The sequence below is a fragment of the Pseudonocardia petroleophila genome (assembly GCF_014235185.1).
Classification (GTDB): domain Bacteria; phylum Actinomycetota; class Actinomycetes; order Mycobacteriales; family Pseudonocardiaceae; genus Pseudonocardia; species Pseudonocardia petroleophila.
Window position 1 is genome coordinate 800,735 of record NZ_CP060131.1, and the last position, 22,917, is coordinate 823,651.

A 22,917-nucleotide genomic window follows, 5' to 3' on the forward strand; every position below is an offset into this window, starting at 1 on the left:
TCGTCACCGTGCGCTTCCTCGACGGTCAGACCCCCCACCAGGACCTCACCTACGACGACGTCTTCCTCGTCCCGGGCCGGTCCTCGGTCACCTCCCGCTTCGACGTCGACCTCACCACGGCCGACGGCACCGGGGCGACCGTGCCGATCGTCGCCGCGAACATGACGGCGGTCGCGGGCAGGCGGATGGCCGAGACGCTGGCCCGCCGGGGCGCGCTCACCGTGCTCCCGCAGGACGTCGCCTCCGACGCCGTCGCGGGGATCGTCGACTGGATCAAGTCGCGGCACCCCGTCTGGGACACCCCGCTCGTGCTCACCCCCGGTGACGCCGTGGCCGACGCGCTGAACCTGCTGCCCAAGCGCGCGCACGGCACCGTCGTGGTCGTCGACGAGGGCGGACGCCCCGTCGGCACCGTCGACGAGGCCGCGTGCACCGGCGTCGACCGCTTCACCCGCCTGGCCGACGTCCTCGATCCCGGCCCGCTCGTCGTGCCGCTGAGCACCGCACCGCGCGAGGTCTTCGACTCCGGCCGCAGCGTGGTGCTCGGCGTCGACGGCGACGGCCGCCTCGCCGGGCTGCTCACCCCGCTCGGCGCGCTGCGCGCGGAGGTCTACGTCCCCACCCTGGACGCGTCCGGCCGGCTGCGCACCGCCGCGGCGGTCGGGATCAACGGCGACGTGGCCGTCAAGGCGAAGGCGCTGCTCGACGCGGGGGTCGACGTGCTCGTCGTCGACACCGCGCACGGGCACCAGGACAAGATGCTCGACGCCCTGCGGGCCGTCCGCGCGGCCGTCGAGGCTCAGCAGGACGAACGTGGCCCGGTGCCGGTGGTGGCCGGGAACGTGGTCACCGCGGAAGGGGTGCGCGACCTGGCCGAAGCCGGTGCCGACGTCGTCAAGGTCGGCGTCGGGCCGGGCGCGATGTGCACCACGCGGATGATGACCGGCGTCGGGCGGCCGCAGTTCTCCGCGGTGCTGGAGTGCGCAGCGGCCGGGCGCGACCACGGCGTGCACGTCTGGGCCGACGGCGGCGTCCGCCACCCCCGCGACGTCGCTCTGGCACTGGCGGCGGGCGCGTCGGCGGTGATGATCGGGTCCTGGCTGGCCGGCACCTACGAGTCGCCCGGCGACCTGCTGCGCGACGAGAACGGCCGGGCGTACAAGGAGTCGTTCGGGATGGCGAGCAAGCGGGCCGTCAGCGCCCGGACGCGTGGCGACGGCGGGTTCGAGCGCGCGCTCAAGGGCCTGTTCGAGGAGGGCATCTCCAGCTCCCGCCAGCTCCTGGACCCGCAGCGCCCCGGCGTGGAGGACGTCCTGGACGGCATCTGCTCCGGCGTGCGCAGCGCGGCGACGTACGCCGGCGCCCGCACCCTCGGCGAGCTGCACGAGCGGGCGGTCGTCGGCGTGCAGACCACCGCCGGTTTCACCGAGGGCACGCCGCACGGCCTGTAGCGCGGCGGGCCGCGGCGACGATCTCTCCCCCGTGACCGCGGTGCAGCCCCGTTCCCGCCGGCCGCTGCCGGGCGACCGCGTGCGGGCGGCGCTGGACGCCTGCCCACTGCTCGCACCCGCGCCCCCGACCGCCGCGACGCGCTCGCGCGGGCGGGGTGGCTGCGCGGTCTGGCCGACGGCGAGGTCGTCTGCTGGACCGACGACCCCGCCGACGCGGTGTTCGTCGTGGTGTCGGGCCGGGTCGCGGCGCGGCTGAGTTCGGCCGACGGCGCGGCGGTCGACATGGCCGTGGTGGGGGCGGGCACTGGCCACCGACGGCACCGCCACCTCCGAGCCCGCCCGGGTCACGTCACGCTGACGGTCGGCCCGGCCCGGGCCGACCTCGCCGTCCGCGTCGACGCCCCCGACACCGCGCGGCCCGGCGCCCGGTTCCCGGTGACGCTCACGGTGACCAACACCGGCCCGAGCCCCGCCACCACCGTGCTCAGCGGCGTCACCGTCACCGACGGGCTGCGGATCGTCGCCGCGCAGGGCGGCGCCGTCACCTCCGGCGGCCGGGCCGCGGGCTACCGCGACGCGACCCTTGCCCCCGGGCAGACGGTCACCCGCACCGTCACCGTCGAGGCGAGCCGGGGCACCGGCACCCGGCCGATCGCCGCGGCACCGCCTCCGCGGTGCGCGACCCGCAGCTGCGCGACAACGCGGCCCTCGACACCGTGCGGGTCCGGTAGACGGGTGGAGGGGAATGGGGTCCGGGCGGCGGGGGTTGCCCGGGCATGAGAATCGGCATCATCGGTGCGGGCCACATCGGCGGCACCCTCACCCGTAGGCTCGCCGCGCTCGGTCACGACGTCCACGTGGCCAACTCCCGCGACCCGCAGACGCTCGCGGACCTCGCGGCGGAGACCGGCGCGACGACGGTGTGGGCCGCGGACGCGGCCACCGACGCGGACGTCGTGATCGTCAGCATTCCGCAGAAGAACGTGCCGGACCTGGCCCCCGGCATCGTCGCGAAGGCGAAGCCGGGTGCCCCCGTGATCGAGACGAACAACTACTACCCGCAGCAGCGCGACGGCCGCATCGCCGCCATCGAGGACGGCACGCCGGAGAGCGTGTGGGTCGCCGAGCACCTCGGCGCGCCGGTCCTGAAGATCTTCAACGGCATCTTCTGGAAGCACCTGCTGGAGCGGGGCGCTCCCGCCGGCGCCGAGGGCCGGATCGCGCTGCCGGTGGCCGGGGCGGACGGGCCGGCCAAGCAGGTCGCCCTCGACCTGGTCGACCAGCTCGGGTTCGACCCCGTCGACGGCGGGACCCTCGACGAGTCGTGGCGCCAGCAGCCCGGCACCCCCGTCTACGGCAAGGACCTCGACGCGGAGCGCGCCCGCCAGGCCCTCGCGGAGGCCTCCCCGGAGCGCCCGGCGGAGTTCCGCGCCGCCTGAGCCCGTGCGCGGGGACCGCGGCCGGAGCAGCGGTCCCGCGCACGACCCATCAGCCCTGCGGTCCCTCCAGCATCTCGGTGACGAGCGCGGCGATCGGGCTGCGCTCGCTACGGGTCAGCGTGACGTGGGCGAACAGCGGGTGCCCCTTGAGCGTCTCGATCACCGACTGGACGCCGTCGTGGCGGCCCACGCGCAGGTTGTCGCGCTGGGCGACGTCGTGGGTGAGCACGACGCGGCTGGCGGTGCCGAGCCGCGAGAGCACCGTCAGGAGCACGTTGCGCTCCAGCGACTGGGCCTCGTCGACGATGACGAAGCTGTCGTGCAGCGACCGGCCCCGGATGTGGGTGAGCGGGAGCACCTCCAGCATGCCGCGGGCGATGACCTCCTGCATCGTCGAGTCGCTGACCAGCGCACCGAGGGTGTCGAAGACGGCCTGCGCCCAGGGCGCCATCTTCTCGTTCTCGCTGCCGGGCAGGTACCCGAGCTCCTGCCCGCCGACGGCGTAGAGCGGCCGGAACACGACGACCTTGCGGTGCTGCTGGCGCTCCAGCACCGCCTCGAGCCCGGCGCACAGCGCCAGCGCCGACTTGCCGGTGCCGGCGCGGCCGCCGAGGGAGACGATGCCGACCTCGGGGTCGAGCAGCAGGTCGAGCGCCACCCGCTGCTCCGCGGAGCGCCCGTGCAGCCCGAAGGCCTCCCGATCGCCGCGGATCAGCCGCACCCGCTTGTCGGCCGTGACCCGCCCCAGCGCCGCCGACCCGCCGCCGAGCAGCCGCAGGCCGGTGTTGGCGGGCAGGTCGCGGGCGGCGTCATGGTCGATCGACCCGTCCTTGAACAGCGCGTCGACGTCACCGGGAGTGACCTCGACGTCGGCCATCCCGGTCCAGCCGGACGGCGTCACGTCCAGGGCGTGGTACTCGTCGGCCTGCAGACCGACCGCACCCGCCTTGACCCGCAGCGGCACGTCCTTGGTGACCAGCACGACGTCGCCCCGGCCGTCCAGCTTGCGCTCGGCCGCGAGGTTGAGCGCGCAGGCCAGGATGCGGGAGTCGTTCGAGTCGGTGCGGAAGCCCGCGGGGAGCACCTCCGGGTCGGTGTGGTTGAGCTCGACGTGCAGCGTCCCGCCCGCGTCGCCGATGGGGATCGGGACGTCGAGACGGCCGTGCTCGATGCGCAGCTCGTCGAGCGTGCGCAGCGCCGTGCGGGCGAACCATCCCAGCTCGGGGTGGTTCCGCTTGCCCTCCAACTCGGAGATCACCACCAGCGGCAGGACGACCTCGTGCTCGTCGAACCGGGTCAGCGACCACGGGTCGGACAGCAGGACGGAGGTGTCGAGCACGTAGCAGCGAGTGCCGGTAACGATTGTCTCTGCCGAAACAGGGGCGACAGCACGATCGGTCACGGATGCTCCCTCGTGGGCGCGGCACCGCACCCACATATCGGTGGGCCGGCCGGCCCTGTCCGGCCGTGCACAGCGGTTGCCGCGCACGCCCGCGAGGGCCGGGTGCCGGCCCCCTCCGTCGCAAGAACCACGGACCAGGGCCTCCCCGGGCGGCGCGCATCGGGTACGTACCGCCACCACGAACGCTACCGGCGGTCACCCCCGTGCGGTCAACAGCAACGCGGTGAGCGGCGGCCGGGTCGCACCGAGAATTAACAGAACGGCCTACCGCTGATCGCTTGACGCCTACCGCCTGTCGCGGATCTCACCCCGTCCGGCGCAGCTCTTCACGCAGACCTGACGGGGTCCACGGCTCGTCGTGCAGGGCGCGCAGCCGTTGCGCGGGGGTCGCGCCGGGCCGGTCCAGCCAGCGGCGGACCAGCGGGCCGCCCTCGACGTAGGTGACGACGTGGTCGCGCCAGCGCGGGTCGGCGACGAAGCGCAGGACCCGGCGCGCGCCCCGGTCGTCGACGAGCAGCCACCGGCGCAGGTGCGCCGCCACCTCGTCGGGACGGGCCCGCGCGCCGTGCAGGGCCAGCGCGGCGTCGAGGCGCACCCGTGCCAGCCGGGCGACGGCGTCGGCCAGCCGCTCGGCGTGCTCGCCGTCGAACCCGAGGCCGACGGTGGCGAGCACGTCGGACGCCCAGCGGCCCCACCGGTCGCCGACGAGCGCGTACAGGCCGTTGTCGGCCGCACCCTCGGCGAGCAGGGCCTGCGGGGTGCCGAGGACGACGAGCCGGTGCTCCGCCCAGCCGCGCTCCCCCACCAGCACCGTCTCGCGCCGCCACTGCTCGACGTGGTGCCCGGGGTGGGCCTCGTGGGCGAGCAGCCGCGCGAGCCCCGCCCGGCGGGGCCGGGAACCGGCGTTGACCAGCACCCGGGAGCGGCCGGGGCCCGTGCGCAGGTGCAGCGCGTTCCACGGCGCGTCGGTGACGATCTCGAAGGCGACCTCCTCCGGCCCGTCGACCAGGCCGACGTCGCGGGCCCGCTCCCGCAGCGCGAGGGCCAGCGCGTCGACGGCCACCGGGAGCCGCTCGGCGGGCACCTCGTCGCGACGGCGGTGCTCGGCGAGCCGCTCCGCGAGGTCACCGGAGCCGGGGAGCAGGGCGTCGAGGTCGCGGTGGGCGGCGCGGTAGCCGTCCTCGTCCCCGGCGAGGACGGGTCCGTCGGCCGCGGCCCGGAGCGCGGCGGCGTAGGGCACCCCCTGCCCGGCGACGCGCCGGGCGGCCGACTCCAGCGCGACGAGCTGGGCGGCCAGGAAGCGCTCGCGGCGGGGCTCCAGACCCGCGTCCGGCAGCCGTGTCGCGAGATCCCCCGCCGCCCGCACCAGCGCCCCGGGCGACCGGACCGGCCCGGCCGACGGGGGGTCGTCACCCGTCCGGACAGTGATCGTTCCCGGCCGGTGGTGATCGAGCGCCCCGACCAGTGACAGGTAGTCACGAACCGCCTCGTCGACCGGCACCGGGGAAACCTACTCGCCCGGACGGAGCAGCGCGCCCGGGACGACCGGGCCCCGCCATGACTCCGCGTGGGAACGGGAAAAGGTACGTCCGCCATCGGGTGATCCCCGGCTACGCACCGTCGAGTTGATCACTCTTTACGGTCGCGTTCACCCGCCCCGGATGTCGCCGAAAAGGGGCGTATCCGATCGACCAGTAATTGTCCCACTCGATGGGGTTACGCAGTTTGGTGCCCGCCGGGGCGGGCGCTACCTTTTCCTCAGTCAGCGCGGGCTCCCCGGTCGGACGCTGACTCTGAATGGACCCGGCCTCGGCCGGATCCGGATCACAAACTGGAGATAACTGTGCTGAAGAAGGCTGGAATCATCGTGGCCGCCGCCGCCGCGGGCCTGCTCGCGGTCAGCCCGCTCGCCTTCGCGGGCGACAAGGGCCACGACTACGACCACGACGGGGGGAACCACGCCGTCAACTCGGTCGAGGACGACGGCGACAACAACGGCCTCGTGAACGTGGCCGACAACGAGGTCAACGTCCCGATCCAGGCGTGCAACAACGACGTCCCGGTCAACGTCCTCGGCGTTCAGGTCTCCGACGTGCAGGCCGACCTGACCGGCGCCCTCGGGCTGCTGGGCGAGGCCGACGCCGACGACGAGGGTGGCGCCGGCGACGTGCGCGAGTGCTCGCAGGAGAACTCCTCCGGCGGCTCGGTCGTCCAGAACATCGGCTGACACCAGCCAGCGTGACCGGCGGCGCCGGATCCCCTCGGGGGTCCGGCGCCGCTGTCGTGCACCCGGTCCTCCCCGAGCGGGTCCCGTGGTGACCCAGCGTGCGGGAAACCGTCCCGGGAACCGGGTGGAACACCCCCCGAAAGGGGGCGTATCCATTTCTCGAAGCGCGTGCTACGCACGATGTGATGACGCGGCTTGGACGGCTCGAAAATGGGCGGTACGTTTTCCTCAGTCAGCGCGGGCTCCCCGGTCGGACGCTGACTCTGAATGGGCTCGGCCTCGGCCGGATCCGCACCACAAACTGGAGATAACTGTGCTGAAGAAGGCTGGAATCATCGTGGCCGCCGCCGCCGCGGGCCTGCTCGCCGTGAGCCCCCTCGCGTTCGCGAGCGACCACGGTGACTGGGACCACGACGGCAACACCGCGGTCAACTCCGTCGAGGACGACGGCGACAACAACGGCTTCGTGAACGTGGCCGACAACGAGGCCAACGTGCCCGTGCAGGTCTGCAACAACGACGTCCCGGTCAACGTCGCGGGCATCCAGGTCTCCGACGTGCAGGCCGACCTCACCGGCGCCCTGGGCGCCCTGTTCGGCGAGGCCGACGCCGACGACGACGGTGGCGCCGGCGACGTGCGCGAGTGCTCGCAGGAGAACTCCTCCGGCGGCGAGGTCGTCCAGAACATCGGCTGACACCAGCCTGCGTGACCGGCGGCGCCGGACCCCCCGGGGGTCCGGCGCCGCTGTCGTGTGCGGGGCGTCGCTCAGGAGCCGAAGCGGCGGTGCCGGGCGGCGTAGTCGCGCAGCGCGCGCAGGAAGTCGACCTTCCGGAACTCCGGCCAGTACGCCTCGCAGAACCAGAACTCCGAGTTCGCCGACTGCCACAGCAGGAAGCCGGAGAGCCGCTGCTCCCCCGACGTGCGGATGACCAGGTCGGGGTCGGGCTGGCCGGACGTGTAGAGGTGCGCGGCGATGTGGTCGACGTCGAGCACCTCGGCCAGCTCCTCGATCGAGGTGCCCGACTCCGCGTGCTGCAGCAGCAGCTTGCGCACGGCGTCGGCGATCTCCTGGCGCCCGCCGTAGCAGACCGCCACGTTGAGCTCCAGCCCCGGACGGCCGGTGGTGCGGGCGGCGGCGTTCGCGAGGCGGGCCGAGATCTCGCCGGGCAGCAGGTCCAGCGCCCCGACGACCCGCAGCCGCCACCGGGCCGCCGGGCCGCTCAGCTCGTCGACGACGTCGGCGATGATCTCCAGCAGCGGCGCGAGCTCCGCCGGCGGCCGGGAGAGGTTGTCGGTGGAGAGCAGGAACAGCGTCACGACCTCGACCTGCGCCTCCTCGCACCAGCCGAGGAGGTCCGCGATCTTCGCCGCGCCGACCCGGTGGCCGTCGTTGACGTCGACCAGCCCGGCGTCGCGGGCCCAGCGGCGGTTGCCGTCGAGCATCAGCGCGACGTGTCTCGGCCGGCCGCCGACCTGGTCGAGCCGGCGGCTGAGCCGACGCTCGTACACCGAGTACAGCACCTCGCGCACGCCCACGGCCGGTGAGCCTACGCCCGTCGCGGGCAGTGATCGTCCACACCGACGATGTGGTTTCCTCCGCGGGCGGCCCACGCCGCCGTGGCCGTGGCGTAACCTCGGGGCGTGTCTGCCGGGGCTGTCGCGCCAACCCCCGCCACCCCGCCGCTGGTCAAGCCGCGGATGCGGGGCTGGCTGCACCTCTGGTCGTTCACCGTGTCGATCGCGGCGTGCGCCACCCTGATCGCCGTCTCCGCGTCGCTCGTCGGCGGCGGGGCGGCGCTGGCCACGTCGATCTACAGCGTCACGATCCTCGGCCTGTTCGGCATCAGCGCGCTCTACCACCGGCGCACCTGGAAGACGCCCCGCAGCCGCATGATCATGAAGCGGCTCGACCACTCCATGATCTTCCTGTTCATCGCGGGCACGTACACGCCGGTCATCGCGCTGACGATGGCACCGGACCGGGCCCGCGTGGTGCTGATCATCGTGTGGGTGGGTGCGCTCGCGGGCGTCGCGCTGAAGATGCGGTGGCCGCACGCCCCGTCCTGGGTCGGGGTGCCGATCTACCTGGCCCTGGGCTACGTCGCGGTGTTCGTGCTGCCCGACCTGCTGCGCGGCGGCGGCGTGGCCGCGCTGGTGCTGCTGCTGGTCGGCGGCCTGCTCTACACCATCGGCGCGATCTTCTACGCCACGCGCTGGCCGAACCCGTGGCCCCGGACGTTCGGGTTCCACGAGTTCTTCCACGCCGCCACCGTGCTCGCCGCGATCTGCCACCACATCGCGATCTGGCTCGCCCTGTTCTAGCTACTCGTCGCCGGTCGGGCCCTTGGCCCGCAGCTCGTCGACCCGGGCCATCGCGTCGCGCAGCTCGCCCAGCCACTCGTCGGCGTGCTCCCCGACCAGCCGCACGGCCCACGCCAGTGCGTCGGACCGCGAGCGGGCCACCCCGGAGTCGACCAGCGTGTCGAGCACGACCCGCTCCGGCTGGCGCAGCCGCGTCATCACCGGGACCGACGCCACGGTGAACAGCTCGACGTCCTCGCCGATCCGCGCACCCCACGCCACCTTGCGCCCGTAGCGGTGCTCGGCCTGCCGCGCGATCTCGATGCGCTCCTCGCGGGTCTGCTCACGGAACCGCGAGATCCGCCCGGCCACGGCGGCGGCGCGGTCGGCCCGCCCCGCCTCGGTGTCGGCGAACGTGCCGTCGACGGGCGGGAGCTCCCCGACCACCACGATCTCCTCGCGGTCGACGGTCACCTCCGGCGCCCCGGTGAACCAGCCGTCGGGCAGCCGTCCCTGCAGCCAGGCGCCCGCGTCGCCGGCGTCGGGGAGGTCGGCCTGCTGCCAGCCCCCGCGCCCCGGCCCGCGCCCGCCGCGCCCCGCCCCGCCGTGCCATCCCCGATGCATGCGTCCGGTCATCACTGCCTCCATCACGCTGTTGCTGTGATTACGACATTACACCGAGGCAGACGACGGTCACCGCTGTTCGCCGACGGCGAACCGGTCGAGGTGGGTCAGGGGCGGAGCAGGAGGGCCGCGGTGAGCTCCTCGGTCGTCGTGACCGGGCGGTCGCAGACGACACCGCGGCACACGTAGGCCGCGGGGCCGCCGTCGACGAGGGGGCGGTCGGCCAGCAGGGGCACGCCGTCGGCGTCGGGCTCCCCCGCCACGACGACGGTGCCGCCCGCCGCGATCCGCCGGGCGTGCGCGAGCAGGGCCGCGCGGGCCGCGTCGTCCGGCCCCGTGACGGCGACCTGCAACGGCCCGCGCGCCACCGCCTCCGCGACGGTGAGCCAGTGCCCCGCGAACCGCGGGTGCGTCGAGGCGAGCGTGCCCACCGAGCGCAGTGCGGCCTCCGCCGCGTCCCGGTAGCGGCCCCCGTCCGCCGCCAGGACCGACGCCGTGACCAGCGCCGACGCCAGCGCGGAGCTGCCGCACGGCGACGCGTTGTCGGTGAGCTCGCGCGGGCGGTGCAGGAGCTCCTCGGCGTCGTCGGCGGTGTCGAAGAACGTGCCGGGCTCCTCGCCGGAGAAGCGCTGCAGCGCGAGGTCGAGCAGGCCGGTGGCGGCGTCGAGCCAGCGCGGCGCTCCGGTGGCCTGGTGCAGCGCGAGCAGGGCGTCGGCCAGGCAGGCGTGGTCCTCGAGCAGGCCTGCCGCCGCGCCGACCGCACCGGCGCGCGAGGACCGGCGCAGCCGCCCGTCGACGACGTGCAGCGACAGCAGCAGCTCGGCCGCCTCCGCCGCCGCCGCGACCCACTCCGGGTGCCCGAGCGCCGCCCCGGCCTCGGCGAGCGCCTGGATCGCCAGGCCGTTCCAGGCGGTGACGACCTTGTCGTCGCGCGCGGGCTGCGGCCGTCGCGCCCGCGCCGCGAGCAGCGCGGCGCGGACACGGGCCCAGCGGGCCGGGTCGTCGGGGTCGGCGGGCAGCTGCAGCGTCGAGGAGCCGTGCTCGAACGTGCCCTCGGCGGTCACCGTGAGCAGGTCGGCCGCCCAGGCGCCGTCCTCGTCGCCGAGCACGTCGCGCAGCTGGGCGGGGGTCCAGGCGTAGGTCAGCCCCTCGGCGCCGTCGGCGTCGGCGTCCAGCGCGGCGGCGAACCCGCCCTCGGGTGTCCGCAGGTCGGTCAGCAGGAACGCGGCGGTCTCCGCGGCGACCCGCCCGGGGAGCGGGCCGGCGTCCGGCAGCCGGGCGAGGTGGGCGTAGGCGCGCAGCAGCAGCGCGTTGTCGTAGAGCATCTTCTCGAAGTGCGGCACGATCCACCGCGCGTCGACGCTGTAGCGCGCGAAACCGCCCGCGAGCTGGTCGTACAGGCCGCCGCGGGCCATCCGCTCCGCGGTGACCGACGCGCGGGCCAGCGCGTCGGCCGACCCGGTGCGCTCGTGGTGGCGGGCGAGGAACTCGAGCACCATCGACGGCGGGAACTTCGGCGCCCCGCCGAACCCGCCGTGGACGGCGTCGAACCCGGAGCCCAGGGCGGCCGCGGCCGCGTCGAGCGCCGCGTCGTCGACGACGGCGGGCGGCAGGGTCGCCCCCGCCCCGTCGGCGAGCCGGGCCGCGAACTCCCCCGCCGAGCTGCGCACCCGCTCGCCGTCCTGCGTCCAGGCCGTCGTGACGGCGTCGAGGAGCTGGCGGAACCCGGGCAGCCCGTGCCGCGGGGTCGGCGGGTAGTAGGTGCCGCAGCTGAACGGCTCGCCGACCGGGGTGAGGAAGCAGGTCATCGGCCAGCCGCCCTGACCGGTCGCGGCCTGGGTGGCGGCCATGTAGACGGCGTCGATGTCGGGGCGTTCCTCGCGGTCGACCTTGATCGCCACGAAACCGGCGTTGACCTGCGCTGCCGTGTCCGCGTCCTCGAACGACTCGTGCGCCATGACGTGGCACCAGTGGCACGCCGCGTACCCGACCGAGAGCAGGACGGGGACGTCGCGGCGCGCGGCCTCCTCGAAGGCCTCCGGCCCCCACGGGTACCAGTCGATCGGGTTGTCGGCGTGTTGCAGGAGGTACGGGCTGGTCGCGTCGGCGAGCCGGTTGGGCATGCGGCCAGCCTGTCAGGGCTGCTTCGGCCCCGCAGCGTCCCCGTCGGCCGGCTCGTCGGGCTGGGCGTCGAAGGACGCCGGCACCTTCTTCAGGTGCTTGGTCATCGACCGGATGAGGAACGCCGTGGCCAGCCCGAGCAGCAGGATGACGACGAGCGCCACCGGCGAGGCCTTGCCGAACTCCGGCTCCCCGGGCGGCGGCTCCGCACCGCCCTGCATCGGTACCACGACGGCGGAGGAGGCCGTCGCCATCGGCACCGCACCCAGGTCGACCAGCACGTCGTTCACCCCTCGACCCTACGTGCCGCTCAGCCGGCCCGCCGCACGGCCACCTCGGCCTCGATCCCGGCGAACAGGTCGTCCTCGGGGGTCGGGGCGTCGACGGTGGAGCGCACGAGCTCGTAGTCCTCGGTGGGCCACACCTCGCGCTGGATGTCGGGCGGCACCAGGAACCAGCGGCTGGTGGGGTCGATCTGCGTGGCGTGGGCGATGAGGGCCTGGTCGCGCAGGTGGAACCAGTCGTCGCAGCGCACCCGGGTGGTGACCCGCAGGCCCGGGTCGGGCCGGTCGGACCAGTTCTCCAGCCACTCCTTGTACGGCGACTCCATGCCGCGGGCCTCCATCGCCTCCTGGAAGGCGAGCAGGCGGGCCTTGGAGAACCCGTGGGAGTAGTAGAGCTTCTGCGGCTCCCACGGCTCGCCGGTGCCGGGGAAGCGGCTCGGGTCGCCCGCGGCGTCCCACGCGGCCATCGAGATCTCGTGGGTCTTGATGTGGTCGGGGTGCGGGTAGCCGCCGTTCTCGTCGTAGGTGACGATCACGTGCGGGCGGAACTCGCGGATCAGCGCGACGAGCGGGCGCGTGGCGACCTCCAGGTCCTCCAGCGCGAAGCAGCCCTCCGGCAGCGGGGGCAGCGGGTCGCCCTCGGGGAGCCCGGAGTCGACGAAGCCGAGCCAGCGGTGCTGCACGCCGAGGATCTCGGCGGCGCGCGCCATCTCGGCGCGGCGGACCGCGGGCAGGTCGGCGATCACCTCGGGGCGGTCCATCGCGGGGTTGAGGATGCTGCCGCGCTCGCCCCCGGTGCAGGTCACGACCATGACCTCGTGGCCCTCGGAGACGTAGCGGGCGGAGCTGGCGGCGCCCTTGCTCGACTCGTCGTCGGGGTGGGCGTGCACCGTCATCAGTCGCAGTGACATGAGCTCGGCCGTGGTCCTTCCGGGATCAGGAGGCGTGCTGGGAACGATCGTGGCAGAGCCCCCCGACAGTCCGCCGGTGAGTCCGCTCCGACGGTGCAACGTGCCGGGTCCGCATACCCTTCCCGAGACGTCACCGGGATGCTCGCTCACCGTGGTCCGAGCGGGCGTCGACGGGGGCCCGTTCGGCCCCCTCTAGATCGTCGGCGACCCCCGATCGGACGCGCTGACCTGGGACGATGGGGGTGCCGGGAACCTTTCCGGACAGTCGACCGTTCGACGAAAAGCTGCGACGAGCGGCTGACACCGTGTTACCGTGAGCTGTACACGGCCCGCAGGCGGGTCGTGTTTTTCCTTACTCAGGGGCCACCCGGGCGCCACTCCGGGCAGCGCCGAGGACGGGAGCGCCCGAGACGGGTGGGTCCCGGCCACGGACACAGGGTCCGTGGAGTGGTGACCTGTACAAGGCTGGAGGAGTGATGACCGTGACGGACACCCAGGTGACCTGGTTGACCCAGGAGGCCTACGACCGGCTCAAGAACGAGTTGGACCAGCTCATCGCCAACCGTCCCGTCATCGCTGCCGAGATCAACGCCCGCCGCGAGGAGGGCGACCTCAAGGAGAACGGCGGCTACCACGCCGCGCGCGAGGAGCAGGGCCAGCAGGAGGGCCGCATCCGGCAGCTGCAGGAGCTGCTGCGCACCGCCCAGGTCGGCACCGCCCCCACCAGCTCCGACACCGCCGCACCCGGCATGGTCCTCAAGCTCCGCTACGACGGCGACGACGACACCGAGACGGTGCTGCTCGGTTCCCGCGAGGAGGGCAGCCGGGGCGACCTGGAGGTCATCTCGCCGAACTCCCCGCTCGGGGCGGCCCTGCTCGGCGCCCACGTCGGCGACACCCGCGAGTACCCGCTGCCCGACGGCGGCAGCATGAAGGTCTCGCTCGTCTCCGCGGAGCCGTTCCGCGCCTGACGTCCCGCGTCCACCGCCGTGCCCGCTCGTCGGGGCGCGGCGGTGGGTCAGACCCGGCGCCCCAGCTCGTCGACCGTCACGTGCCCGGCGGCGCGCAGCTGGTCGAGCAGCTCGGCGGAGTGCTCGGGGCCGCGCGTCTCCAGCGTGAGCGCCACCTCGACGTCGCCCAGCTCCAGCGCCCCGGTGATCCGGGTGTGCGCCACGTCCAGGACGTTCGCCCCGTGCGTGCCCATCAGCGTGAGCACACCCGCGAGCGCACCGGGCCGGTCGGCCATCCGCACCCGCAGCGACAGGTAGCGCTGCGCGGCCGCCATGCCGTGCTGGATCACGTGCAGCAGCACCAGCGGGTCGACGTTGCCGCCGGACAGCACCGCCACCACCGGCGTCGCGAACCGGTCCGGGTGCTCCATCAGGGCCGCCACCCCCGCGACCCCGGCGGGCTCCACGAGCATCTTCGCGCGCTCCAGGCACAGCAGCAGCGCGCGGGACAGCGCGTCCTCGTCGACGGTGAGGATCTCGTCGACCAGCGCCGTGACCTGGGGGAAGGTCAGGTCGCCCGGCCGGCCGACCGCGATGCCGTCGGCGATCGTGCGCATCGAGGGCAGCGTGGTCGGGGCGCCGGCGGCCATCGAGCCCGGCCACGCCGCCGCCCCCTCGGCCTGCACGCCGACCACCCGCACGTCGGGCCGCCGGGCCTTCACCGCCGCGGCGACGCCGCCGAGCAGCCCGCCGCCGCCGGTGCAGACGAGCACCGTCGCGACGTCGGGCACCTGCTCCAGGATCTCCAGCCCGACGGTGCCCTGGCCGGAGATGATGTCCGGGTGGTCGAAGGGGTGCACGAACACCGCACCGGTGCGCTCGGCGAACTCGACGGCGGCCGCGATGGAGCCCTCGATCGTCTCGCCGACGAGGTGCACCCGCGCCCCGTAGCCGCGGGTGGCCCCGACCTTCGGGATCGCCGCGCCGACCGGCATGAACACGGTGGCCTCGATGCCCAGCAGCTGCGCGGCCAGCGCCACGCCCTGGGCGTGGTTGCCCGCGCTCGCCGCCACGACCCCGGCCGCGCGCTCCCGCGCGTCGAGCCGGTGCAGCCGGGTGTACGCGCCGCGGATCTTGAACGACCCGGTGCGCTGCAGGTTCTCGCACTTGAGCCACACCGGGCCGCCGCAGCGCTCGGCGAGCGCCCGCGAACGGGCGACGGGGGTGGTGGTGACGACGCCGGCCAGCAGCTCCCGGGCGGCGCGGATGTCGTCCGCGCTCACCGGGGGCACCGGCCGGTCGTGGGGGTCTGCGACGGCCATGGCGGCATCCTCGCACCCGGAACCGTCAGACCCCGGCCCTAGTCTGGGCCCCACGTGGAGGGGAGAACGCCGTGACCACGATCGAACGGCCCGCCCAGGACGACTTCCTGGAGCTGGCCGCGCCCTACCGGCGCGAGCTGCTGGCGCACTGCTACCGGATGCTCGGGTCGGTGCACGACGCGGAGGACGTGCTGCAGGAGACGCTGGTGCGGGCCTGGCGGGCCTACGACCGGTTCGAGGGCCGCTCGTCGCTGCGCACGTGGCTGCACCGGATCGCCACCACCACCTGCCTCACCGCGCTGGAGGTCCGCGGCCGGCGCCCGATGCCCGCGGGGCTGCACGGCACGGGCTCCCACCCGGACGACCCCCTGCGCGACAACCCCGAGATCGCCTGGCTGGAACCCGCCCCCGACGACGCGGTGTGCCCCGACGCCGGGGCCGACCCCGCGGCCGTCGTCGCCGCACGGGCGGGGGTGCGGCTCGCGTTCGTCGCCGCGCTGCAGCACCTCCCGGCCCGGCAGCGGGCCGTGCTGCTGCTGCGCGAGGTCCTGCAGTGGCGGGCCGCGGAGGTCGCGGAGCTGCTCGACACCTCGGTCGCGGCGGTCAACAGCGCGCTGCAGCGGGCGCGGGCGCAGCTCCAGGAGGTCGCTCCCACGCAGGACGACGCCCCCGCGCCGCTCACCGCCGCCCAGCGCGACCTGCTCGACCGCTACGTCGCCGCGTTCGAGGTGAAGGACGTCCACGCGATCGTCTCCCTGCTCGCCGCCGACGTCGCCTGGGAGATGCCGCCCTTCGAGTCCTGGTACCGCGGCCGCGCGCACGTGGCGCAGCACCTGGAGCTGCGCTGCCCCGGCGGCCCCGACGACTTCCGCCTGCTGCCGATCGCGGCCAACGCCCAGCCCGGCTTCGCGCTGTACCTGCGCGGCGACGATCGCGCGTTCCACCCGTTCGCGCTGCAGGTGCTCACGTTCGCGGGCCGGACCGTCACCGACGTCGCCACGTTCCTCGACCTCACCCTGTTCGGGGTGTTCGGGCTGCCGGAGAGCCTGCCGGCCGATCACCCGGTAGCCTCGCAGGTGTAGGGCTGCCGTGAAGGCGCTCCAGGGGAGGACGACGGATGACGCGGCTGCGGGTGCTCGCTCCGCTGCTGGCCGCGGCCGCCCTCGCCGCCGTGGCGGTGGCCACGGTGCACGACGCGGGATGCGACGAGCCGGGCTACCTCGAGATGGTCGACGGCGGCTACGAGCTGGTCGGCGGCTGCATCGCCGCGGGCGACCTGCTGGTGGCCGACCCGCCCGCCCCCGCCCCGCTCGACGGCGAGGCCGCCGACAAGGGCTGACCGCCCCGGCTCGGACGGCCCACCCCGGATCGCGGTGAACGGCCCGGCCGGTGTCCGGAGCCCGAGGTGAGCCGGCCTACCGCGCGGCGTCGAGGGCGGTGCGCAGGTCCTCGAGCAGGTCCTCGACGTCCTCGATGCCGACCGAGAGCCTGATCAGGTCGTCCGGGACCTCCAGCGCCGACCCCGCCACCGACGCGTGGGTCATCGCCCCGGGGTGCTCGATCAGCGACTCGACGCCGCCGAGCGACTCGGCCAGGGTGAACAGCCGCGTCGCCGCGCAGACCGCCAGCGCCGCCTCCCGCCCGCCCGCGACGGTGAACGACACCATCCCGCCGAAGCGGCGCATCTGCTTCGCCGCGGCCTCGTGACCGGGGTGCTCGGGCAGGCCGGGGTAGAGCACGCCCGACACCGCCGGGTGCCCGGCGAGCAGCTCGACGACCCGCTCGGCGTTGTCGCAGTGGCGCTCCATCCGCACGGCGAGGGTCTTGACCCCGCGCAGCGTGAGCCAGGCGTCGAACGGGCCGGGCACCGAGCCGACCGAGTTCTGCGTGAACCGGATCCGCTCGGCCAGCTCGTCGTCGCTGGTGACCAGCGCGCCGCCGACGACGTCGGAGTGCCCGCCGACGTACTTGGTGGTGGAGTGCAGCACCACGTCGGCCCCGAGGGCGAGCGGGTTCTGCAGGTAGGGCGAGGCGAAGGTGTTGTCGACGACGAGCCGCGCGCCCGCCTCGTGGGCCACCGACGCGAGCGCCGCGATGTCGGCGATGCCGAGCAGCGGGTTGGTCGGGGTCTCGCACCAGATCACCCGGGTGGTGGGCCGGACCGCGGCCCGCAGCGCGTCGACGTCGCCCAGGTCGACCGGGGTGTACTCGACGCCCCAGCCCGTGAGGATCTTGTCGACGAGCCGGAACGTGCCTCCGTAGGCGTCGTGCGGGATCACGAGGTGGTCGCCGGGCGCGAGCAGCACGCGCATGAGCACGTCGGAGGCGCCCATGCCGGAGCCGAACGCGATGCCGTGCCGGCCGCCCTCCAGCGCCGCGAGGCACTCCTGGAGCGCGGTGCGGGTGGGGTTGGCCGAGCGCGAGTACTCGTAGCCGCCCGCCCGCAGCCCGCCGACCCCGTCCTGCGCGAACGTCGACGACGGGTGGATCGGCGTGATCACCGCTCCGGTCGTGGGGTCGGGCTCCTGGCCCGCGTGGATGGCGTTGGTCGAGAAGCCCGGCATGTCCGCCACGCTACGCGCCGTCCTCAGTGGCCCCGGTCGAGCCCTCCGGCGGCGAGCGTGCGCAGCAGCGCGGGTGACAGGCGCGCCAGCAGCCGCACGACCTTCGCCTCCGGCGTCACCGGCACGACGGCCCGGTCGCGGCGCACGGCGTCGACGATCTCGGCCGCGACGCCCTCCGGCCGGAAGTTCCGCTTCCCGTAGACCGACGCGGCGTGGGCGCGGCGGGCCTCCTGCGCGGAGTCGTCGAGACCGGAGAAGGTGCTGGTCCGGGTGATGTTCGTGTCGACGATGCCGGGGCAGATCGTGGAGACGCCGACGCCGTGGCCGGCGAGCTCCCCGCGCAGGCAGTCCGAGAGCATCGCCACCGCCGCCTTGCTGGTCGCGTACGCGGCGAGGTCCGTCGCGGGCAGCCACGCCGCGGCCGAGGCGACGTTGACGACGTGCCCGCCCTCGCCGCGCTGCACCAGCCGGGCCCCGAACTCGCGGCAGCCGTGCACCACGCCCCAGAGGTTGACGTCGAGCACGCGGCGCCACTCGTCGACGGTGGTGTCGAGGAACGTGCCGGAGTGCCCGATCCCCGCGTTGTTGACGACGACGTCCGGCACGCCGTGCGCGGCCACGACGTCGTCGGCGAGCTTGCGCATCCCGGCCTCGTCGGAGACGTCGACGGCGTGGGCGTGCCCACCGACCTCGTCCGCCGTGCGGGTCGCGGCGGCGGCGTCGACGTCGACCGCCACGACCTCGGCCCCCAGCGCCGCGAACGCCCGCGCGGTGGCCGCCCCGATGCCGCTGCCCGCGCCGGTGACGAGCACGAGCTTCCCCCCGAACTCCCCGCCGCCGCGGACGCGGGTCAGCGCCGGGGCGGCGTGCGTCCCGCGCACCAGGTCGACCAGCTCGGTGATCATCCGGGCGAGCACGGGGCCGTGCGTCAGCGGCGCCCAGTGCCCGGCCGCGATCCGGCGCCGCCACAGCTGCGGCACCCAGCGGTCGAGGTCGGCGGCCATGCCGGGCCGCACGTAGTGGTCGTCGTCGGCGTGCACGACCTGCACCGGCACCGTCGTGCGCCGCTCCCCCGGGTCCGTCAGCCGGCGCAGCACGTTGGCGCGGTAGAGCCGCACCCCGATCTCGCCGTCGGCCCCGCGGGTGCGCACCCGCTCCCGCGGCGCGACGCCCTCCAGCCGCGCGAGCAGCGCGTCCCACTGCGACCCCAGGCCCAGCCGCCACGGCAGCGCACCCAGGCCCGGCACCTGGAACGCCGCGACGTACCAGGAGTGCAGCAGCTGCACCGCCGACGCCCGCGGGTGCGACGCCCAGCCGCGCATCCAGTGCCCGATGTGGTCCAGGCAGCCGCCCGCGACCGAGGTGAACGAGGCGATCCGGCCGGCCGCCGACGGGTCGGCCACCAGCTCCCAGGCCAGGATCGCGCCCCAGTCGTGCCCGGCGAGGTGCACCGGCTCGTCCGGCGACACCGCGTCGAGGACGGCGCGCAGGTCGGCCGCGAGGTTCTCGATGCGGTAGGGGTCGATGCCGGGCGGGCAGTCCGACGCCCCGGCGCCGCGGTTGTCGAACGTCACGACGTGGAACCGGTCCACCAGCTCCTCGACGACGTCGGCCCACACCACGTGGGTGTCGGGGTAGCCGTGCACGAGCACGACTGTGGGGTTCGCCGGGTCGCCGTGCGTCCAGACGGCGAGCCGCACGTCACCGGAGCGGACGAGCTGCTTCATGGGGCTCCCTACAGGTCGAGGACGAGGCGGTCGCCCGCCGGGCGGTCGGTGCACAGGAGGTGCTCGCCGACGCGGCAGGTCCCGCAGAACCCCTGCCGGCAGGAGTAGGCGACGTCGGGCCGGACCTCGCGGACGACGTCGAGCGCGGTGCGGTCGGCCGGGACGTCGAGCACGGCGCCGCTGCGCGCGAGCACGAGCCGGAACGCGCGCCCGCCGACGACGGGCGGGGGCGAGAACCGCTCGACGTGCAGGGCGGTGGCGGGGCTCGCCGGGAAGGCGGCGCGGACCGCGTCGAGCATCGGGGGCGGGCCGCAGGCGTACACCGCGCCGCCGGGCGCCGCGCGGGCGAGCAGGTCGGTGGGCACGCCGTGCTCGTCGTCGGCGTGCAGGGTGGTCCGGGACGGCGACCCGAGCGAGTCGCGGAACGGCATGCTCGCGCGCGTCCGGCCGGTGTAGAGCAGGTGCCAGTCGACGCCGGACCGGGCCGCGGCCCGCACCATCGGCGCGATCGGGGTGATCCCGATGCCGCCTGCGACGAACAGCATGCGCGGGCGCGGCACGTAGGGGAACGCGTTGCGCGGGCCCCGGACGGCGACCCGGGCGCCCGGGCGCAGCCCGTGCACCTCGGCCGACCCCGGCCCGACGAGCCGCACCGCGATCCGGTAGCAGTGCCGGTCGGCGGGGTCGCCGGTCAGCGAGTACTGCCGACGGCGCCCCGACGGCAGCTCGACGTCGAGGTGGCAGCCGGGCTGCCAGACCGGGAGCGGGCCGAGCCCGGCGAGGCGCAGCGCGACCACCCCGTCGGCGACGACCGCCCGGTCCGCGACGACCATCCGCAGCGTCCGGTCCACCCGGGCCGGGTCGCGCCCGTCGCCGCGGGCGAGTGCGCGGTACCCGCCGGCGAGGGCGGCGAGCAGGCGCATGGCGCGGTCGGGCCGGTCGCGCCCGCGCAGGTCGCGCGGCACCGCCGGGTCCCGGGTCCCGGACGGGACGAGCGCCGTCACCGGTTCGCCGCGGGCGAGGTGCCGAGGTAGGCCACCGCGCGCGCCGTCGACCCGTCCTGGCTGGGGTGGTAGCCCGGCCGGAACCAGCGGGCCACCTGCCACGCCATCGCGAACGGGTCCGGCACGAGGCCGCGCCCGCCGAGCCGGAGCCAGTCGCTCCAGCGGGCGCGCCGCGGGCAGGTCGGGTCGGCGGCGGTGAGGAACAGCGCCCCGCGCGCCCACAGCCAGGTGAGCACCGGCGCGACGAGCAGCCTCGCGCGGGCGCGGCACAGGTAGGAGTCGTCGAGGTGGGCGAGGGTGTCGAAGGCGACGCAGCGGTGCTCGACCTCCTCGGCCCCGTGCCAGCGCAGCAGGTCGAGCATCACCGGGTCGGCGTCGTCGAGGGCGGACGCGCCGAGCACCCAGTCGCCCAGCACCGACGTCAGGTGCTCGATCGCGGCGACGACGGCGAGCCGCTCGACCAGGCCCTGTCCTTCCCACCCGCCCCCGAGCAGCCACCCGAAGATCCACTCGACCTGGTCGGTGTAGGGCCGCGTGTCGATCCCGGCGGCGCGCAGCACGTCGAGCACCTCGTCGTGGGCCCGCGCGTGCATCGCCTCCTGGCCGATGAACCCGCGCACCTGGTCGGCCAGGTCGTCGTCGGCGATGCGGGGCAGGGCCTGGGTGAACAGGTCGACGAAGAACCGCTCGCCCGCGGGCAGCAGCAGGTGCAGCACGTTGAGCACGTGGGTGCCGACCGGCTCGCCCGGGACCCAGTGCAGCGGCAGGCCGGCCCAGTCGAAGTGCACGTCGCGGGCGACGAGCACCAGGTCCGCGGGATCGTCGACCCGGGTCATGCGGCCTCCCTGCCGTAGCTGTAACCGGTGGTTACATGTAACCACCGGTCACACCATGCGGCACGGACCAGGTCCTGGCAAGCCCCGGCCCCGCGCTCAGCCCCCCGAGCCGAGGAACGCGAGCACGTCGGAGCGGGTGACCACGCCGGCCGGCTTGCCGTCGACCAGCACCAGCGCGGCGTCGGCGGTGGAGAACGCCCCCATCGCGGTCTCCAGCGCCTCGCCCGCGCCGATCGTCGGCAGGGCCGGGGACATGTGCTTCTCCAGCCGGTCCGACAGCTGTGCGCGGCCGGTGAACAGGGCGTCGAGCAGGTCGCGCTCGACGACCGCGCCCGCGACCTCCGCGGCCATCACCGGCGGCTCGGCCCGGACGACCGGCATCTGCGAGACGTGGAACTCGCGCAGGTAGTGCACCGCGTCGGCGACGGTCTCGTTCGGGTGCGCGTGCACCAGGTCGGGCAGCGAGCCGTCCTTGCGGCGCAGCACGTCGCCGACCGTGGAGCCCTGCGCGGGCGGCAGGAAGCCGTAGCCCGACATCCACGCGTCGTTGAAGACCTTGCCCAGGTAGCCGCGGCCGCCGTCGGGCAGCAGGACCACGACGACGGCGTCCTCGGGCAGCTCGCGGGCGACCCGCAGCGCCGCGACCGTCGCCATCCCGCACGAGCCGCCGACCAGCAGCGCCTCCTCGCGGGCCATCCGGCGGGTCATGTCGAACGAGTCGCCGTCGGACACCGCGACGATCCGGTCGCAGATGTCCTTGTCGTAGGTCGACGGCCAGAAGTCCTCGCCGACGCCCTCGACCAGGTACGGGCGGCCGCCGCCGCCGGAGTAGACCGATCCCTCCGGGTCGGCGCCGATGATCTGCACCTTCCCGTCGGAGACCTCCTTGAGGTAGCGCCCGGTGCCGCTGATCGTGCCGCCGGTGCCGATGCCCGCCACGAAGTGCGTAATGCGGCCGTCGGTCTGCTCCCAGATCTCCGGGCCGGTGCCGAGGTAGTGCGACTCGGGGTTGGCCTGGTTGGCGTACTGGTTGGGCTTCCAGCCGCCCTCGATCTCGCGGGCGAGGCGGTCGGAGACGCTGTAGTAGGACTCGGGGTGGTCGGGCTCCACCGCCGTCGGGCACACGACGACCTCGGCCCCGTAGGCGCGCAGGACGTTGCGCTTGTCCTCGCTGACCTTGTCCGGGCAGATGAACACGCACTTGTAGCCGCGGCGCTGGGCGATCATCGCGAGGCCGACCCCGGTGTTGCCGGAGGTGGGCTCGACGATCGTGCCGCCGGGCCGCAGCTCACCCGAGGCCTCCGCCGCCTCGACCATGCGCAGCGCGATGCGGTCCTTCACGCTGCCGCCGGGGTTGAAGTACTCGACCTTGGCCAGCACCGTCGCCGCGATGCCCTCGGCGACGGTGCCCAGCCGGACGAGCGGGGTGTTCCCGACGAGGTCGGCGACGTGCTCCACATAGCGCATGCCCCCATCGTCCCCCACCCCGTCGCGGGTCCACGGACGAGGTCGCACACCGGGGTCCGTGGACGCAAAGCGAACACGCAGGCGCACCACGCCGTACGCATTACGCCGATCGCCCCCCGAAAGGACTGCTGGGAGTGGCGAGAGGACTACGGTTCGCCACCGCACGGTCCTCCGGTCGACGGGCACATCGGCCGGGAACAAGGCTCCGGGCGCTCCCCAAGGGGCCGCCCCCGCGTCGGCTCACGCTGCGCGCCGGCGGCTCCCCATCACATCTCCGCACGCCGGCG

General features: G+C 74.8%; 22 protein-coding genes. 9 read left to right on the top strand and 13 right to left on the bottom strand.

What is annotated here, in order from left to right; translation table 11 throughout:
• The first annotated feature begins 8 nt into the window (after positions 1–8).
• The 3 genes from H6H00_RS03955 to H6H00_RS03965 all read left to right on the top strand — a co-directional run bounded on the left by H6H00_RS03955 (position 9) and on the right by H6H00_RS03965 (position 2,890).
• Entirely contained in the window at positions 9–1,451 is a 1,443-nt protein-coding gene (locus tag H6H00_RS03955; protein WP_185720004.1) for a GuaB1 family IMP dehydrogenase-related protein, read from the top strand.
• Between the two features lie 225 nt (positions 1,452–1,676).
• Positions 1,677–2,231, top strand: coding sequence for a COG1361 family protein (locus tag H6H00_RS03960; protein ID WP_185720005.1), 555 nt, complete (start codon positions 1,677–1,679; stop codon positions 2,229–2,231).
• The gene (locus H6H00_RS03965) at positions 2,228–2,890 is read left to right on the top strand and encodes an NADPH-dependent F420 reductase (protein ID WP_185720006.1); all 663 of its coding nucleotides are present in this window, start codon (positions 2,228–2,230) and stop codon (positions 2,888–2,890) included. Before H6H00_RS03960 ends, H6H00_RS03965 begins: the two co-directional genes overlap by 4 nt.
• 49 nt (positions 2,891–2,939) lie before the next feature.
• Here the strand turns inward: H6H00_RS03965 and phoH2 are convergent, their stop codons facing one another.
• Together phoH2 and H6H00_RS03975 are read right to left on the bottom strand one after the other, a co-directional pair.
• The gene (phoH2, locus tag H6H00_RS03970; protein WP_185722148.1) at positions 2,940–4,328 is read right to left on the bottom strand and encodes an RNA 5'-3' helicase PhoH2; all 1,389 of its coding nucleotides are present in this window, start codon (positions 4,326–4,328) and stop codon (positions 2,940–2,942) included.
• A 268-nt stretch (positions 4,329–4,596) separates the two neighbouring features.
• Positions 4,597–5,793, bottom strand: a complete 1,197-nt coding sequence (locus tag H6H00_RS03975) for a DUF885 domain-containing protein (protein ID WP_185720007.1) — start codon at positions 5,791–5,793, stop codon at positions 4,597–4,599.
• Positions 5,794–6,135: 342 nt separating this feature from the next.
• On the opposite strand from H6H00_RS03975, the gene H6H00_RS03980 reads away from it, so the two are divergent.
• Positions 6,136–6,519 carry a hypothetical protein gene (locus H6H00_RS03980; RefSeq protein WP_185720008.1) on the top strand — a complete coding sequence of 128 codons (384 nt, stop codon included), beginning with the start codon at positions 6,136–6,138 and terminating at the stop codon, positions 6,517–6,519.
• Between the two features lie 313 nt (positions 6,520–6,832).
• A complete protein-coding gene (locus H6H00_RS03985) occupies positions 6,833–7,213 on the top strand; it encodes a hypothetical protein (protein ID WP_185720009.1) in 381 nt (126 codons plus the stop codon).
• A 71-nt stretch (positions 7,214–7,284) separates the two neighbouring features.
• On the opposite strand, the gene H6H00_RS03990 is transcribed toward H6H00_RS03985, so the two are convergent.
• Positions 7,285–8,049 carry an isoprenyl transferase gene (locus H6H00_RS03990; protein ID WP_185722149.1) on the bottom strand — a complete coding sequence of 255 codons (765 nt, stop codon included), beginning with the start codon at positions 8,047–8,049 and terminating at the stop codon, positions 7,285–7,287.
• 168 nt (positions 8,050–8,217) lie between these two features.
• Here H6H00_RS03990 and trhA point away from each other — a divergent pair, with 168 nt between their 5' ends.
• Positions 8,218–8,841 (top strand): PAQR family membrane homeostasis protein TrhA, encoded by a 624-nt coding sequence (trhA, locus tag H6H00_RS03995; RefSeq protein WP_185722150.1) that lies wholly within the window; start codon positions 8,218–8,220, stop codon positions 8,839–8,841.
• Here the strand turns inward: trhA and abmR are convergent, their stop codons facing one another.
• The 4 genes from abmR to mca form a co-directional block, all read right to left on the bottom strand.
• Positions 8,842–9,444: an ATP-binding transcription factor AbmR gene (gene abmR / locus H6H00_RS04000; protein ID WP_185722151.1), complete on the bottom strand. Its 603-nt coding sequence runs from the start codon at positions 9,442–9,444 to the stop codon at positions 8,842–8,844.
• Between the two features lie 107 nt (positions 9,445–9,551).
• Positions 9,552–11,567 (bottom strand): thioredoxin domain-containing protein, encoded by a 2,016-nt coding sequence (locus tag H6H00_RS04005; RefSeq protein ID WP_185720010.1) that lies wholly within the window; start codon positions 11,565–11,567, stop codon positions 9,552–9,554.
• A 12-nt stretch (positions 11,568–11,579) separates the two neighbouring features.
• A complete protein-coding gene (locus H6H00_RS04010) occupies positions 11,580–11,855 on the bottom strand; it encodes a hypothetical protein (RefSeq protein ID WP_185720011.1) in 276 nt (91 codons plus the stop codon).
• Positions 11,856–11,875: 20 nt separating this feature from the next.
• Positions 11,876–12,760, bottom strand: a complete 885-nt coding sequence (mca, locus tag H6H00_RS04015) for a mycothiol conjugate amidase Mca (protein WP_185720012.1) — start codon at positions 12,758–12,760, stop codon at positions 11,876–11,878.
• A gap of 476 nt (positions 12,761–13,236) precedes the next feature.
• Here mca and greA point away from each other — a divergent pair, with 476 nt between their 5' ends.
• Entirely contained in the window at positions 13,237–13,731 is a 495-nt protein-coding gene (greA, locus tag H6H00_RS04020) for a transcription elongation factor GreA (protein ID WP_221775784.1), read from the top strand.
• Positions 13,732–13,778: 47 nt separating this feature from the next.
• On the opposite strand, the gene ilvA is transcribed toward greA, so the two are convergent.
• Positions 13,779–15,032 carry a threonine ammonia-lyase gene (ilvA, locus tag H6H00_RS04025; RefSeq protein WP_185720014.1) on the bottom strand — a complete coding sequence of 418 codons (1,254 nt, stop codon included), beginning with the start codon at positions 15,030–15,032 and terminating at the stop codon, positions 13,779–13,781.
• Positions 15,033–15,103: 71 nt separating this feature from the next.
• Between ilvA and H6H00_RS04030 the strand changes: the two genes are divergently transcribed.
• Both H6H00_RS04030 and H6H00_RS04035 read left to right on the top strand, forming a co-directional pair.
• Positions 15,104–16,114 carry a sigma-70 family RNA polymerase sigma factor gene (locus tag H6H00_RS04030; protein WP_255425567.1) on the top strand — a complete coding sequence of 337 codons (1,011 nt, stop codon included), beginning with the start codon at positions 15,104–15,106 and terminating at the stop codon, positions 16,112–16,114.
• Positions 16,115–16,149: 35 nt separating this feature from the next.
• Entirely contained in the window at positions 16,150–16,371 is a 222-nt protein-coding gene (locus H6H00_RS04035) for a hypothetical protein (protein WP_185720015.1), read from the top strand.
• A 76-nt stretch (positions 16,372–16,447) separates the two neighbouring features.
• On the opposite strand, the gene H6H00_RS04040 is transcribed toward H6H00_RS04035, so the two are convergent.
• From H6H00_RS04040 to H6H00_RS04060, 5 genes are all read right to left on the bottom strand, one after another.
• The gene (locus tag H6H00_RS04040) at positions 16,448–17,596 is read right to left on the bottom strand and encodes a cystathionine gamma-synthase (RefSeq protein ID WP_185720016.1); all 1,149 of its coding nucleotides are present in this window, start codon (positions 17,594–17,596) and stop codon (positions 16,448–16,450) included.
• 23 nt (positions 17,597–17,619) lie between these two features.
• Positions 17,620–19,323: an SDR family oxidoreductase gene (locus H6H00_RS04045; protein WP_185720017.1), complete on the bottom strand. Its 1,704-nt coding sequence runs from the start codon at positions 19,321–19,323 to the stop codon at positions 17,620–17,622.
• Positions 19,324–19,331: 8 nt separating this feature from the next.
• Complete coding sequence (locus H6H00_RS32655; protein WP_439653258.1) at positions 19,332–20,156, bottom strand: PDR/VanB family oxidoreductase; 825 nt, start codon at positions 20,154–20,156, stop codon at positions 19,332–19,334.
• A gap of 167 nt (positions 20,157–20,323) precedes the next feature.
• The gene (locus tag H6H00_RS04055; RefSeq protein WP_185720018.1) at positions 20,324–21,163 is read right to left on the bottom strand and encodes a metal-dependent hydrolase; all 840 of its coding nucleotides are present in this window, start codon (positions 21,161–21,163) and stop codon (positions 20,324–20,326) included.
• A gap of 96 nt (positions 21,164–21,259) precedes the next feature.
• A complete protein-coding gene (locus H6H00_RS04060) occupies positions 21,260–22,630 on the bottom strand; it encodes a cystathionine beta-synthase (protein WP_185720019.1) in 1,371 nt (456 codons plus the stop codon).
• Positions 22,631–22,917 lie beyond the last annotated feature (287 nt).